The organism is Paraburkholderia sp., from assembly GCF_028283785.1.
Taxonomy (GTDB): Bacteria; Pseudomonadota; Gammaproteobacteria; order Burkholderiales; family Burkholderiaceae; genus Paraburkholderia.
In genome coordinates, this window is the sequence record NZ_JAPWKB010000013.1 from 211,146 (window position 1) to 224,440 (window position 13,295).

The 13,295-nt window shown below is 60.9% G+C and carries 14 protein-coding genes; 2 read left to right on the forward strand and 12 right to left on the reverse strand.

The window, feature by feature from the left end; genetic code table 11:
• Nucleotides 1–44: 44 nt before the first annotated feature.
• From PW947_RS15000 to PW947_RS15010, 3 genes are read right to left on the reverse strand one after another with little or no spacing between them, the layout of a single operon-like run.
• Nucleotides 45–224, reverse strand: a complete 180-nt coding sequence (locus PW947_RS15000; RefSeq protein WP_299633116.1) for a hypothetical protein — start codon at nucleotides 222–224, stop codon at nucleotides 45–47.
• On the reverse strand, nucleotides 196–1,203 hold the full coding sequence (gene cydB, locus PW947_RS15005) for a cytochrome d ubiquinol oxidase subunit II (RefSeq protein ID WP_299633117.1): 1,008 nt from the start codon (nucleotides 1,201–1,203) through the stop codon (nucleotides 196–198). The genes PW947_RS15000 and cydB overlap by 29 nt, the downstream gene beginning before the upstream one ends.
• Nucleotides 1,204–1,230: 27 nt before the next feature.
• A complete protein-coding gene (locus PW947_RS15010; protein WP_299633118.1) occupies nucleotides 1,231–2,631 on the reverse strand; it encodes a cytochrome ubiquinol oxidase subunit I in 1,401 nt (466 codons plus the stop codon).
• Nucleotides 2,632–3,176: 545 nt separating this feature from the next.
• Here PW947_RS15010 and PW947_RS15015 point away from each other — a divergent pair.
• The gene (locus PW947_RS15015) at nucleotides 3,177–3,719 is read left to right on the forward strand and encodes a putative glycolipid-binding domain-containing protein (protein WP_299633119.1); all 543 of its coding nucleotides are present in this window, start codon (nucleotides 3,177–3,179) and stop codon (nucleotides 3,717–3,719) included.
• On the opposite strand, the gene PW947_RS15020 is transcribed toward PW947_RS15015, so the two are convergent.
• The 9 genes from PW947_RS15020 to PW947_RS15060 all read right to left on the reverse strand — a co-directional run bounded on the left by PW947_RS15020 (nucleotide 3,694) and on the right by PW947_RS15060 (nucleotide 12,326).
• Nucleotides 3,694–4,605 carry an alpha/beta fold hydrolase gene (locus PW947_RS15020; protein ID WP_299633120.1) on the reverse strand — a complete coding sequence of 304 codons (912 nt, stop codon included), beginning with the start codon at nucleotides 4,603–4,605 and terminating at the stop codon, nucleotides 3,694–3,696. The two genes, PW947_RS15015 and PW947_RS15020, sit on opposite strands and share 26 nt — an antisense overlap.
• Nucleotides 4,606–4,618: 13 nt before the next feature.
• Nucleotides 4,619–5,500 (reverse strand): metal-dependent hydrolase, encoded by an 882-nt coding sequence (locus PW947_RS15025; RefSeq protein WP_299633121.1) that lies wholly within the window; start codon nucleotides 5,498–5,500, stop codon nucleotides 4,619–4,621.
• A gap of 26 nt (nucleotides 5,501–5,526) precedes the next feature.
• The gene (locus tag PW947_RS15030; RefSeq protein ID WP_299633122.1) at nucleotides 5,527–6,432 is read right to left on the reverse strand and encodes an SDR family NAD(P)-dependent oxidoreductase; all 906 of its coding nucleotides are present in this window, start codon (nucleotides 6,430–6,432) and stop codon (nucleotides 5,527–5,529) included.
• A gap of 39 nt (nucleotides 6,433–6,471) precedes the next feature.
• Nucleotides 6,472–8,106 (reverse strand): NAD(P)/FAD-dependent oxidoreductase, encoded by a 1,635-nt coding sequence (locus tag PW947_RS15035; protein ID WP_299633123.1) that lies wholly within the window; start codon nucleotides 8,104–8,106, stop codon nucleotides 6,472–6,474.
• Nucleotides 8,107–8,276: 170 nt separating this feature from the next.
• Nucleotides 8,277–9,167 carry a MerR family transcriptional regulator gene (locus PW947_RS15040; protein WP_299633124.1) on the reverse strand — a complete coding sequence of 297 codons (891 nt, stop codon included), beginning with the start codon at nucleotides 9,165–9,167 and terminating at the stop codon, nucleotides 8,277–8,279.
• A gap of 56 nt (nucleotides 9,168–9,223) precedes the next feature.
• Nucleotides 9,224–9,739 carry an N-acetyltransferase family protein gene (locus PW947_RS15045; RefSeq protein ID WP_366146121.1) on the reverse strand — a complete coding sequence of 172 codons (516 nt, stop codon included), beginning with the start codon at nucleotides 9,737–9,739 and terminating at the stop codon, nucleotides 9,224–9,226.
• Nucleotides 9,740–9,900: 161 nt separating this feature from the next.
• Complete coding sequence (locus tag PW947_RS15050; protein ID WP_299633126.1) at nucleotides 9,901–10,161, reverse strand: hypothetical protein; 261 nt, start codon at nucleotides 10,159–10,161, stop codon at nucleotides 9,901–9,903.
• A 100-nt stretch (nucleotides 10,162–10,261) separates the two neighbouring features.
• On the reverse strand, nucleotides 10,262–11,224 hold the full coding sequence (locus PW947_RS15055) for a zinc-binding alcohol dehydrogenase family protein (RefSeq protein ID WP_299633127.1): 963 nt from the start codon (nucleotides 11,222–11,224) through the stop codon (nucleotides 10,262–10,264).
• A 214-nt stretch (nucleotides 11,225–11,438) separates the two neighbouring features.
• Entirely contained in the window at nucleotides 11,439–12,326 is an 888-nt protein-coding gene (locus PW947_RS15060) for a DMT family transporter (protein WP_299633128.1), read from the reverse strand.
• 631 nt (nucleotides 12,327–12,957) lie between these two features.
• Between PW947_RS15060 and PW947_RS15065 the strand changes: the two genes are divergently transcribed.
• Nucleotides 12,958–13,221, forward strand: coding sequence for a CsbD family protein (locus PW947_RS15065; protein ID WP_299633129.1), 264 nt, complete (start codon nucleotides 12,958–12,960; stop codon nucleotides 13,219–13,221).
• Nucleotides 13,222–13,295 lie beyond the last annotated feature (74 nt).

The following is a 13,295-nucleotide window of genomic DNA, read 5'->3' on the forward strand; positions in this document are numbered from 1 at the left end:
GATGCGTATCGCGCATGCCATGCGCAGCACGCATGGCATCAATGCTATCTGACCGCGAACAGCGTCAGGTTCATGAAGACCTTGAATACTTCGCCGAGCGACACGGCAGCAACGACGCCGCCGAGCCACAGCAACACGAACCAAGCCCAACCCGGCAGCCTGCGTTGAGGCGCAGCGGATCGATCCGCGTCGCGCTTAGTGATGGTAGTGATGTTGGTCGCCATGACGCACCTTCCCGCGAAATACCCAATAACCGAGCGTCGTGTACGCAATGATGATCGGGATGATGATTGAAGCACCGACCAGCGTAAAGATCTGGCTGGAGCGCGGTGCCGCTGCTTCCCACAACGTGATGCTCGACGGAATCGCATACGGCCACAGGCTGACCAGCAAGCCGAGATAGCCAAGCAGTACGATGCCGAGCGCCAGCAGGAACGGCGTGTTGTGATGTCGTTCGAGCACGGCGCGACGCATGCGCCACGCGAATACCAGCACAAGAATCGGGGCGGGCAGCAAACGGTAGAACAATCCCGACTCGAACCAGCGTTGTGCGATTTGCGGCTCTTGCAGCGGCGTCCAGAGACTGACGATGGCGATAAACGCGAGCAGCACGATCGTCAGCGGCCACACGACACGATGCAGTCGGCGTTGCAGATCGCCTTCGGTCTTGGCAACCAGCCAGGCGGAACCGAGCAGCGCATAGGTTGCAACGAGGCCGAGGCCCGTCAACAACGTGAACGGTGTGAGCCAGCCGAATGCATCGCCTGCGAAGTTGCCATTCGCAACCGGAATACCTTGCAGATACGCGCCGAGTGCGATGCCCTGAAAGAATGCCGCGCCCGTCGAGCCGCCGATAAACGCGAGATCCCACAGATATTTCGTGCGATTCGCCTTGGCGCGCAGCTCAAACGACACACCGCGAAAGATCAGGCATGCAAGCATGAAAATAAGCGGCAGATACAACGCGGACAGCACGGTCGCGTAGACGACCGGAAACACCGCGAACAATCCCGCGCCGCCGAGCACCAGCCATGTTTCGTTGCCGTCCCAAACCGGTGCGACGGTATTCATCATCAGATCGCGCTCTTTCTCGTCCGGAAAGAACGGAAAAATGATGCCGATACCCAGATCGAAGCCGTCGAGCACGACGTACATGAACACGCCCAACGCGATGATCGCAGCCCAAACTACAGTGACATCCATGTTTCTTTACCTCGTCATGCGTGAAGATCAGGCCGCGTCGATCATCGTGTCGGCGGCGGAAAGCGGACGGCGTGCAGTACCGCCGGTCACGTGATGCGGCGCGTCGCCTGGCAGAGCGGGGCCCGAGCGCATCAGCTTCAGCAGGTAGTAGATGCCGGTGCCGAACACGAGGAAATACACCACCACGAATGCCATCAGCGAGATGCCGACCTGTTGCGAAGTCAACGGGGAAACCGCTTGCGATGTGCGCAGTACGCCGTACACGACCCACGGCTGACGTCCCGCTTCGGTCGTGACCCAGCCGGCCAGCAAGGTGATGAAACCGGTCGGGCCCATTGCGATCGCGAGTTTCTGGAACCACTTCGCTTCGAACAGCGCGCCACGCTTGCGCAGCAATGCGGCCGTCAACGACATCAGGATCATCAGCACGCCGAGGCCTGCCATCACACGGAAGCTCCAGAAGACCACGGTGGAGTTCGGACGATCTTCCGGCGGGAAGCTCTTGAGGCCGCGAATCTCGCCGTCCCAGCTATGCGTGAGGATCAGGCTGCCCAGGTGCGGCACGGAGATCGCGTAGCGCGTGGTTTCGGCCTTCATATCCGGAATGCCGAACAGGTTCAGCGCGGTGCCGCCTTTCTCGGTGTCCCACAGTCCTTCGATCGCTGCGATCTTGGCCGGTTGATATTCGCGGGTATTCAGGCCGTGCTGATCGCCGACCACGGCTTGCAGCGGCGTGAGTACCAGCAGCAGCCACAGCGCCATCGAGAACATCGTTTTGACCGCTGGATCGCGACGTCCCTTCAGCAGATGCCATGCGCCGACCGCCGCCACGACCAGCCCGGCAACGATGAACGCGGCGAGCGCCATATGCGCGAGACGGTACGGGAACGACGGATTGAAAATGATCTTCATCCAGTCGAGCGGCACGACGTGACCGTCGACTACTTCGAAGCCTTGCGGCGTTTGCATCCAACTGTTCGATGCGAGAATCCAGAACGTGGAAATCAGCGTACCGAGCGCGACCATCAGCGTGGCGCCGTAGTGTGCGCGCGCGCTGACGCGCTGCCAGCCGAACAGCATGATCCCGAGGAAGCCCGCTTCGAGGAAGAACGCGGTCATGACCTCGTACATCAGCAGCGGCCCGGTGACGGGGCCTGCGAACCGCGAGAATCCGGACCAGTTGGTGCCAAATTCATAGCTCATCACGACGCCGGACACGACGCCCATGCCGAATGCAACAGCAAAGATTTTCGACCAGAACATGCACAGGTCTTTGTAATGCGATTTACCGGTTTTCAGCCACATGCCTTCGAGCACGGCAATGAAGCTGGCGAGCCCGATACTGAGCGCCGGAAAGACGATATGAAATGAGACGGTGAATGCGAACTGGATACGGGCGAGATCGAACGCCGAAATTGCAGGAGTCATGGCCTTGATACCGATAGCAGACTAATCGCGTCGCTTGCTGCCGACGCACGGGGTGTCGCGAATGGCGCAAGAGTAGGTGAATGTCGCGAACTTTGCTGCGTCGCAATGTGCGTCGATACGCCGCGTGACACGGTGTCCATTTACGAATTCGGGACGATAAAGGCTTGATGCGTATCAAGTTTTTCCTGCATCCGGGCACGGCGTTGTGCGGCACGGTGCGACGTTTTGTACCCATGATGCGGCAATCGACCACGCTGATCCGGTGCCTTTCAATAAGCTCGGGGAGAGGCATTTAAAGGAGATGTCCAACTCGATAAATGCGGCCACGAGATAGTGGAACGCGTGATTACATCTGAATGCGAAGCGATCCTTTGCAACATCTGAGACATTCAAAAGAAAATGCGCATGCATTGGCGGTTCGCATGACGTATGCGCATGCGAGCATGTCACGTATGAATGGGCCGGAATTCGAGCGCGGCATAATGCGTGGCAGGCATTCATTGTCGCTAAGAGCGTGTCAACTACGAACAAAGGGAGATCGGACCATGCGCGAAGTGAGCTGGACATCGCTGGATGACGGCGGCATCGAGCATCTTGCTCTGGACATTCGTGATGACGGTGTGTTCGTCGAAAGCGTCGTGGTCGCGCAGCACTATGGCCTCCACTACCGGCTACGCTGCGACGCTAAATGGCACGTGCGATACGCGTATCTGAAGACGATGGGCGGCGCAACGCTGGAACTGCATGCCGACGGTGACGGAACGTGGCGCGACGGCCACGGCTTGCACCTGGGCATGCTGGATGGGTGTATCGACATCGACATCATGGCGACACCATTTACCAATACCTTGCCGATTCGCCGGTTGACACTGGCCGAAGGCGAGCGGCGAACCTTATCTGCCGCCTATATCGCTACGCCGGATCTGCGTATCGCGCGCTTCGAACAGGCGTATACATGCATAGAACTGGACCGCGAGTACCGCTACGAAGGCTTGACGACGAACTTCGCCGCTCATCTGAGCGTGGATGACGACGGCCTCGTGATCGATTATCCGGCGTATTTCAGGCGCTTGCGGCGCGGTGAGTGACGCATGCGTCCAGCGCATGCGAGGCGACGAAGCGGTCGATACTCGCGGCAATCCGCGCCGGATCACGCAATACGACCCAATGTCCGGCGTCGATTTCCTCGCGGACATTCGGCCCCGTCCACGTTTCGAGTCCGACCGAAAGTAGAGGGCCTACATAACGGTCGCGCATCGGGACGAGGAATTGCACCGGAGCGATCGCACGGCGTGGATCGGGCCGACGCAGTCGATCGACGAAGTTGGCGCGGTACAGATTCAGGCCGTTGATCGCGTTTCGCAGCTGCGACGGATCGCGGCGTACCCGCAAATCTTCGGTGATGCGCAGCCAGAGCGGCCACGCGTGTGCGCCGCCCGCGCGCCATACGAGTTCCGGGACGAGCGGCAGATGGAAGAAGAGGATGTACCAGGACTTCAGCAGTTGCCGCACACTACTGCCGAACGGCTTTTTCGGGCCGTCGCCGCGCAATCCTGCCGATGCATGGTCGAGCGACGGGCCGGAGATCGATGTGAACGACGCGATGCGTCCAGCGAATGCGTCGCGGGTCGCGGCTTCCCAGCTTTGGATCGATCCCCAGTCGTGACCGACCAGATGGAACGCGCGATGCGGCCCGCAGGTGGCGTCGGCGACTGCGGCGAGGTCGTCGGCGAGTCGTTCGAGGCGGTAATCGATGCATGCGCGTGGCGCATCCGACGCGCCGGCGCCGCGCACGTCATAGCTGATTACACGATACCGGGCGTCGAGTAACGCACGGATCGGCTCCCACACGCACGCCGAATCCGGGTAGCCATGCACGAAAATAATCGGCGGTGCATCGCGTGGGCCGCTGACATACACGGCGAGCCGCGTGTGCGCAGCATCGCCCGAATCGACGGTGAAAGCGTCGTGCATTACGCCACCGTGCTCACGCTGCCGCCCGCACACCGCGACGATTCGCTTTCAACGCTGACGGGCTGGCTGCGTTGGTCGCATCGACATCGGCGATCAGGCCGTCGATCCTTGCCAGTTGCGCGCGATTGTCGTGATCCCACGGATGAAACCCGGGTTTGAAAAATCTCAGCCATTCGAGCGCAATGTTCGGAAACACGCCATGACGGGGCCCATACAGAAACTTGACGACTTGCCACATGCCACGCAAATGGCCGCCCCGTTTGCGATCGGCGACGATCAGGCGCACGTGAAAGTCGAAGACGATCAGCCAGAATAGCAGCGTGACGACCAGCATCACACCGGTGCGTATCAGATAGCGACCCATGCCCGGCTTCAGCACGGTATTCCACACGTCGTACGACACCGACTTATGCTCGGTCTCTTCGAGCGCATGCCAGATCCACATCTGCCGGTAGCCATCCACGGAGCCTGCGACACGCGTGTCGTCTTCGAGCAGGATCGCGGCGAGCATGGCGGTGTAGTGTTCCAGCGCGACGGTCATCGCAAGCTGGAACGATTTGGGCAGCACCTTGCGATTTAAATTGAGCAATGCTGCGAGCCGTCGATCGAGCTTGTGGGCGGGTAAACCGGCCGCTTGCAGAAGGTCGTTGTATTCGACGTGTTCCCGCGTATGCATCGCTTCCTGACCGATAAATCCGAGCACCTGTTTCTTTAGAACGGGATCCTCGATCTGGTCGCGATAGTTGCGCACGCTGTCCATAAAGAAGCGTTCTCCTGCAGGAAACAGCAGAGAGAGTGCATTGAAGAAATGCGTGACATGCGGTCCCAGCTTGTGCCAATCCCTGGCGCGCTCGGGCGGTAATGCAAAACGAAGATCTCGGCGAACGGGCATCATGGCCTTTCTCCCTGAGTAAGCTGTGGTTACGCGCGACGTCCCGCGACTTCCGCGGCGCGTGCGCGTTTTTGCGCGATCCGTTTCATCCGGCGCGTCTGCATCACGACGAGCGCCTGGTACGCCGCAGGCAAGGTGCGTGCGAGCCAGTCGGCGGCGCGCGCATCCCGACCGATCAACACACGTCGCCGGTTTTTGCGCACGCCTTCGAGAATGACGCGTGCGGCTTCGTCGGCGGTGGTGATAAAGAACTTCTCGAAGTCGTCCTTGCCTTGCTGCTCGTTTTCAAGCATGAAGCCGACCATATTCGACGCGATCCGGCTCGACTGCGCGATGCTGGTGCGAATGCCGCCGGGATGTACGCACGTGGCCGATACACCGCAATTCATCAGGTCGAGTTCCTGGCGCAATGCTTCGGTGAAACCCCGCACCGCAAACTTCGTCGCGTTGTAACCGCTCATGCCAGGCTGCGAAAACAGACCGAACACGCTCGACGTGTTGATCACATGTCCTTCGCCCGAGGCCTTTAAATAAGGCAAAAACGCTTTCGTGCCGTGAACCACACCCCAAAAGTTGATGCCGACGATCCATTCGAGATCGGCGTATTCCATACCTTCGATCGTGCTCGACAACGCAACGCCCGCATTGTTGAACACGAGGTTCACGCGTCCATGTGCGGCGGCGGACTGCGCGGCCCATGCGAGCATCGCCGCTCGATCGGCGACATCGAGTACGCAGGTCGTGACGTTCAGCGGTGCGCCGACGATTTGCGGCGCGGCGGCCGATGCGAGACGTGCTGTCTCCGCGAGGCCGCTTGCATTGCGGTCGGCCAGCGCGAGATGGCAGCCTTCGCGCGCCAGTTGAATCGCGAGCGAGCGCCCCATGCCTGAGCCTGCGCCGGTTATCGCGGCAACCTTGTCGGTGAAATGCTTCATAAGCTGTCTCCGTTCCTCTCTGAGCGGTGCACTGTCGTTTCAGGCGTTTCGCATCACATCGCTCTGTGGCGATGTCGTGGTGCTCGTGGTACTCGTCGTGTTTGATGTCGTATCTGGCGTCGCGTTGCTGGTGTTTGCGGTGGCCGTGCCAGGTGGAAAGGCAAAGTAGTCGGCGAGGTTGAACGTGCTGGTGGCCTGTCGGAAGCGAAAAGCGAATCCGGGCCACAGAGTGGTGTTTTTGCCGCTTCGCGGATCGAGATACCAACTCTTGCAACCGCCCGTGGACCAGATTGCGCGGCCGAGTCGTTGCTGGATCTGCTCGTTGTATTCACGTTCGATCTGAGGGCGCACCTCGATCGCATTCGCTTTTTCCGCACGCATCGTTTTCAACGCGCGCACGATGTATTCGACCTGCGATTCGATCATGTACACCATCGAGTTATGTCCGAGGCCGGTGTTCGGTCCCACTACCATGAAGAAGTTCGGATAGCCGGGTAGCGATGTGCCGAGATAGGCATGCGCGCCATCGCGCCAGGTGTCGACGATATCGACGCCGCCGCGACCGATGACCACACCGCGCGGAAACGGATCGGCCACCTGAAAACCGGTGCCGAAGATGATTGCGTCCACCGGATGACGTGCACCGTCGCTCGTCACGACAGCGTCTTCCTCGATGCGTGCAATCGATGTCGACACAACCGATACATTGCTGCGCGACAGGGCCGGGAAGTAGTCGTTCGAAATGAGAATGCGCTTGCAACCCATCGTGTAATCGGGCGTCAATGTTGCGCGCAAGTGCGGATCCGGCACTTGCCGCCGCAGATGACGCACCGCGATTCTCTGCGCGGTCTTCATCAGCGAAGGGTGAATCGCAAAACCGAATGCGCGCGATTCGAGCATGCCGTACAGGCCTGCACGCATGAGCTTTTGCGTGAATGGAAGATGCTTGAACAACCATTGTTCGAACGGCTTGATCGCGCGATCGCCCTTCGGCATGATCCACGGCGGCGTGCGTTGAAACAGCGCGAGATGTCCGACTTGCGGCGCGATCTGCGGCACGAACTGGATCGCGCTCGCACCGGTGCCGATCACCGCGACGCGCTTGCCTTCGAACGCATACGTGTGATCCCAGTGTTGCGAGTGAAACGCGTTGCCCTTGAACCGTTCGATGCCGGCAATATCCGGCATCGCTGCGCGCGACAAACCTCCCATACCCGACACCAGCACGCGCGCCGACCAGCGTTGCCCGTTTGAAAACTGCAATTGCCAGCGCTGCGCCGTGTCGTCGAATACCGCACGCGTCAATTCATGCCCAAACCGCAGATACGGTTCGACGCCGAAGCGTTGCGAACAGTCGTCGAGGTACGCGCGAATTTCCGGCTGACGCGCAAACATACGCGTCCAGTTGGGATTCGGCGCGAACGAAAACGAGTAGACGTGCGATTGCACATCGCACGCGCAACCGGGGTAGTGGTTGTCGCGCCAGGTGCCCCCCACGGAGTGCGCTTTTTCGGCCACCATGAAGTCGTTGAGGCCGGCGTCGAGGAGGCGGATCGCCATGCCGAGCCCCGCGAAACCGGAGCCGATGATTGCGACATCGGTGACGACGGGCGGTGTCGATTCGGGCGTCGGGTCCGGCGGCAGGCCGTCTGGAGGCATCGAGCGTGCATTCATCCGATCCGTCTCCTGTTACGTTATTGACTGTTACATTGATGGATGTAACGATAGAAGCGTTTTCGAGGCGATGCAAGCCCCGCGGTTAGACGCGAGGCTCTACGGGGTGCAGCAAAACGTGGGGAAATTGAAAGCCGGTCAGCCGCGAACGGGCGCCGGCACGCGACGGATCAACGGCGCGGTTTGTCTTTTTTCGGCTTTCGCGAAAGGGTTTCGTGAAGCGTGGACTCGACACCCGCCGCCGAATCCGGATCGCGCGTGTGAGGTTTACGGCCGAGCTTAGTTTCGAGGATTGCCGCGACGCGGTCGCCGAGATAGTCGCCGGACGCTTCTTCGAGCGCGCGGTTCATCTCCGATTCGACCAGCACCATCGCGAGCGGCCGCACGCGCCAGATCGCATCCACCAGCGCAGGCACATCGGCAGGCGGCGGCAGCGCGTCAGCGTCGTAGCGGTCCAGTTGACGCACGACGAGGTCCACCAGCGCCTTCGCAACCGCGTTGAAATGCGGCCGCGCGATGCTGACGGCGTCGAGCAGATCGGCGAGCGGAATGCCTTCATGCGCGAGCGCGGCGCCCGCCGACAACGCAGCCGGGCTGGGCGTGACGAACGACAGGCCGTCGCGTTCGAGCAGTCCGAGATCCACGGCTTTGCCCAACGCACTGGGCGACGCCTTGTCGCCGAACATGTGCAGCAGTTCGAGCACCGACAGTTTCTTTGGACGCTCGCGCGACCATCGACCGCCGATCGCGGTTTCGAGTCCGAGAATCGAACGCAGATCGTGGCCTTCATCGACGGCCTTGATCAGATCCTGGATGTTCGACAGCGTGTAGCCGCGCGCGAGCAGGTGATTGATGAGTTTGAGGCGTGACACGTGCGTATCGTTGTACACGCCGACACGGCCGCGTTTTTCGGGCGGCGCGAGCAGTCCGCGATCCTGATACGCGCGAACGTTGCGCACGGTGCTGTCGGTGACGCGCGCGAGTTCGTCGACGGTATATTCGTTTCGCGGCGCTGCGGCGGCATCCGGCGTTTCGGCGGTGTCGATAGGCGTGTTCGTCATGCTGCGATTTTAGCGTGTGACGCGTTTAAAAAGCGTATGTCGCACAGCGCGTGTGCTCATTGATCCGGTGGCGTGGTGTTGCCATCGCCGAGTACGCGTTGCATCAGCGTGGTGTCGAGCCATCGGCCATGTTTGAATCCTACCGATTTCAATGTGCCGACGAGTTCGAAACCGAGCGAGCGGTGTAACGACAGTGAACCGCCGCTGCCGCCGTCTGCGATGACGGCGATCATCAACCGCCACGGCCCGCGTTCGCATTGTTCGATCAAGGTCTGCAGCAGCAGACGTCCGAGGCCGCGACCGCGATACGTGTCGTCGATATAGATCGAATCTTCGATCGAGTTGCGATACGCGGCACGCGGTCGATACGGCGTGGCGTAGCAGTAACCGGCGACCTTGCCGTCGATTTCCGCGACCATATAGGGCAAACCGTGACCGACAACGCTCGCATGACGTGCGCGCATGTCATCGACGCTGGGTGGCGTTTCTTCGAACGACGCGACGCCGGTGAGCACATGGTGCGCGTAAATGGCCTGAATCGCGGGGATATCGTCGTCGGTCGCGTCGCGCATGAGCGGCGCGGTGGAGTGGGCGTGGGCGGGTGTCATCTGCTGTTTGAAAACAACTGTTTTTGCGGACGTTTGATCGGCAACGCGCACGACGGCGCGGCGCGTGGTGATCAAGTGCCATTCCGTCGTGCTATGCGTCTATGTCATGGGAACGCAAACCCGCATCAAGGATGCGTATACGTATCGTTATTCGGCATATTGTGCGCGTTGTTGTGATGCGGCGGAACGTGATGCTTTTTCTTGTGTTTAGGTTTCGGCGCGGGCTTGTGGTCGGGCGGCGGGTCGCCCGCAACCGGGCGCGGATGCGCCTGCTGCGGTGTCGACTGGCCTTCGCCGAAGGTGTACGTCTGCGAAGTCTGCGCGACTGCATGGGCGGCGATGCCAAGCGTCAACACTGCGCCGGCGAGATAGATCGAAAGCTTCATCAGTCCTCCTTGTGCGAAGCCGATAGCTTACCGCAGCGCATCAAAGGAAGGGCTTCGAAGCTGAAAAGGCGGGAATCCCCGCCTTTCGTTTTATCGTGGGTTACATCGTAAAGACCAGGCGGTCGCCAGCGTCGCTTTGCCATGCGTTTTCCACATCCGTCAACGGCACCGCCTGCGCATTGACCGACAGTCCCGCGCTCGTCACCGCGTTCAGCACGCCGCCGATCGAACGCAGCAAGCCTGCATTCGACACGCTGCCCAGGCCGGTGCCGAGCATCTCGAGTCCCGAACTGCGTAATGCGGATGCCGGAAAATTGATTGTCGTGCCGCCGAGCGATCCGATCTGCACATAGCGGATACGAGGTTCGGCGTCGTCGCCGCTGCCGTGTCCCGAGACGGCGCCGAGCAGGCATTCCGCGGACGGTCCCCACAGATAATCGAGGATCACATCGACGCGGTGGCCGCGGATCGTATCGCGGAAGGTTTGCGTAAGGGCTTCCGGCGACGCATCCAGTGGAATCAGCACATCGGCGCCGAGTGCGTCGAGGCCTTGAACGCTGCGCGCGGTGCGACCGGTGACGATCACGGTGCCCGCGCCGAGATGCTTTGCGATCTGGATCGCGAGCCGTCCGGACGTGCCGGTTGCTCCGTTGATCAGCACGTTTTCGCCGCGTTGGAAACGTGCACGTTCGACCAGACCGGCCCATGACGACATGCCCGGGTTGCCGATCGCCGCGGCCGTCACGTCATCGACGTCATCCGGAACGGGCACGCAGTACGCTTGCCTGACGACAGTGGATTGCGCCATCGATCCATACGGGCTGCGTGGAAATGCAAAGTAGACGCGCTGTCCGTCCGGCAGCGTCCCGATACCGTCGACGCCCGGCACGAGCGGCAGCGTGGTGCCGCTACTGTAATGTTTGCCGGAAGCCTGGCTGCGCACGAGTTGGCTCAACGCGGCGGCGTGAACCTTGACGAGCGTTTCGCTCACACCCGCGACCGGGTCGGCGAATTCGTCATAGCGGGGTGGGGCGGCAAAGTCATGAACAACGGCAGCTTTCATTCGTCTCTCCATGCGTTCCAAACCCGCATGTTACGTAGATTCGTTGTTGGAGGTCGCGACGATGTGCATGACATATCAGCGGTGCGTCGCATGCCGGGCGCGCATGCGACGCAGATCGTGGCATGCGTGCAGCGCATTTGCGCATCGCACGCATGCGTTGCCGTCATGCATGAATGGTGGCATGCGTCACGCGCATGCGAATGCTTCGAAGCGTTTATGCGGTGCGTCGCGAGGGCACGCTGCGCGAAAAGTGCTTCGCGCCCGCTACGCATGCGACAACCGCGATCGTGACGAGCACCATCACGACGGGAACCTGTTCGTGAAGGAGCCACGCGGCAAGCACGAGTCCGAAAAACGGCTGAAGCAGTTGCAGTTGTCCGACGGCCGCGATGCCGCCAAGTGCGAGTCCGCGATACCAGAATACGAAGCCGATCAGCATGCTGAACAGCGACACGTATGCCAAACCCCAAAGCGATGCTTGGCCGATACCGTCGAACGACGCCGGGCGCAGCCACCATGCGAGCGGCGCCATCAACGGCAATGACAGCACGAGCGCCCAGGAGATCACCTGCCATCCGCCGAGGTGCCGTGATAGTCGGGCGCCTTCCGCATAGGCCAGACCGCACACGACGATCGCGGCCAGCATCAGTGCATCGCCGAGCGGCGATGCATGCACCCCGTCGCGGATCGCAAACCCGACGACGGCTGCACTACCGAGCGTCGAGAAGATCCAGAACGCCGGATGCGGATGCTCGCCGCCGCGCAGCACGCCGAAGATCGCAGTGAAGAGCGGCAGCAAGCCGACGAATACCACCGCATGCGCCGAGGTGATGTGTTGAAGCGCGAGTGCCGTGAGCAGCGGAAATCCGACGACGACACCGATCGCGACGATCCCCAACGGCAACAGATCACGGCGTGCGGGGCGGGTCTGGCGAAAGACGAGCAGCAGGAGCGCCGCGAGCGCACCCGCGATGCTCGCGCGCGCGACGGTCAGGAACACGGGATCGAGACCCCGGACGGCGAGACGCGTGGCGGGCAGCGATCCGCTGAAGATCAGCACGCCGAGCAGGCCGTTCAGCCAGCCGGTGGTGGATTTTTCCATTTTTAGAGAGGGCGCGCGAGTGAGATGAACGCGTGAGCATCGCGCAAGGCGAACGAAAAGATAAGGTACGGATCGGCCGGATTCGTCCGAACTGTACAGACGAACTTGACTGCACAGATCGTGATCGAAATCGAAATGGAAAAGCCCCGGCCTGAGTTCGATCAGGAGCGGGGCTTGGGTGAAGAGTGATGCATTACGATCTCAAGATGAAGCTACAAACACCAACGACAAACACCAACGACAAACACCAACGACAACCACCAACGACAAACACCAACGACAAACACCAACGACAACCACCAACTACGAATCCCCCAGCGGCCCTCTCAAACCTCTCGACCCCTCCGTCTTTCCTTCCTGCCGACACGATCACTCGCGCCATGGAAATCAGTGTATTTCGCTTGTCACCGGTTCAATCGGGCGAAGAAAGCACCGCTAACGTCCCAATTCGATCTTTTGCACAGCATCGCTCTCATCCCCCCAACCCCAAAAACACCGAAAAACCTCCGCGCGAGCGGACAGGCATACCTCTTGCGAACCCTTACGTGTAGCACTCACCTGCGGGCACGCGCGGCGTCCAACGATTTCGTCTGACGACGGCGCCGTTCCCGCTCAACGACGGAGAATTTGCATGGACACGAACAAGGCAGAAGGCGTCGCGAAGGAAGCGGTAGGCAAGGTCGAAAACGCAGTCGGCGGATTGCTCGGAGACACGCAAACGCAGATTTCAGGCAAGGCACGCGAGTTGACCGGATCCGCGCAGCAGCTTTATGCGGACGCCGCCACCGCACTGCGCGACGCAGCGGTACGCAGCCCGATCACGACTGTAGCCGTGGCCGCGCTGACCGGCTTCGTGGTCGGCGCATTGTGGCGCGGCGGTCCGGATCGCGACTGAACGGTACGCGCACGGAACACGCACTGAAAGCGCATTGAATGCGAGCAATGCGGCCGGACGTGTAACCCCGGCGT

Excerpts from the sequence above, each read along its gene's own strand:
- PW947_RS15000 (WP_299633116.1), bottom strand. The coding sequence starts at position 224 with ATGGCGACCAACATCACTACCATCACTAAGCGCGACGCGGATCGATCC.
- cydB (WP_299633117.1), bottom strand. The coding sequence starts at position 1,203 with ATGGATGTCACTGTAGTTTGGGCTGCGATCATCGCGTTGGGCGTGTTC.
- PW947_RS15010 (WP_299633118.1), bottom strand. The coding sequence starts at position 2,631 with ATGACTCCTGCAATTTCGGCGTTCGATCTCGCCCGTATCCAGTTCGCA.
- PW947_RS15015 (WP_299633119.1), top strand. The coding sequence starts at position 3,177 with ATGCGCGAAGTGAGCTGGACATCGCTGGATGACGGCGGCATCGAGCAT.
- PW947_RS15020 (WP_299633120.1), bottom strand. The coding sequence starts at position 4,605 with ATGCACGACGCTTTCACCGTCGATTCGGGCGATGCTGCGCACACGCGG.
- PW947_RS15025 (WP_299633121.1), bottom strand. The coding sequence starts at position 5,500 with ATGATGCCCGTTCGCCGAGATCTTCGTTTTGCATTACCGCCCGAGCGC.
- PW947_RS15030 (WP_299633122.1), bottom strand. The coding sequence starts at position 6,432 with ATGAAGCATTTCACCGACAAGGTTGCCGCGATAACCGGCGCAGGCTCA.
- PW947_RS15035 (WP_299633123.1), bottom strand. The coding sequence starts at position 8,106 with ATGAATGCACGCTCGATGCCTCCAGACGGCCTGCCGCCGGACCCGACG.
- PW947_RS15040 (WP_299633124.1), bottom strand. The coding sequence starts at position 9,167 with ATGACGAACACGCCTATCGACACCGCCGAAACGCCGGATGCCGCCGCA.
- PW947_RS15045 (WP_366146121.1), bottom strand. The coding sequence starts at position 9,739 with ATGCGCGACGCGACCGACGACGATATCCCCGCGATTCAGGCCATTTAC.
- PW947_RS15050 (WP_299633126.1), bottom strand. The coding sequence starts at position 10,161 with ATGAAGCTTTCGATCTATCTCGCCGGCGCAGTGTTGACGCTTGGCATC.
- PW947_RS15055 (WP_299633127.1), bottom strand. The coding sequence starts at position 11,224 with ATGAAAGCTGCCGTTGTTCATGACTTTGCCGCCCCACCCCGCTATGAC.
- PW947_RS15060 (WP_299633128.1), bottom strand. The coding sequence starts at position 12,326 with ATGGAAAAATCCACCACCGGCTGGCTGAACGGCCTGCTCGGCGTGCTG.
- PW947_RS15065 (WP_299633129.1), top strand. The coding sequence starts at position 12,958 with ATGGACACGAACAAGGCAGAAGGCGTCGCGAAGGAAGCGGTAGGCAAG.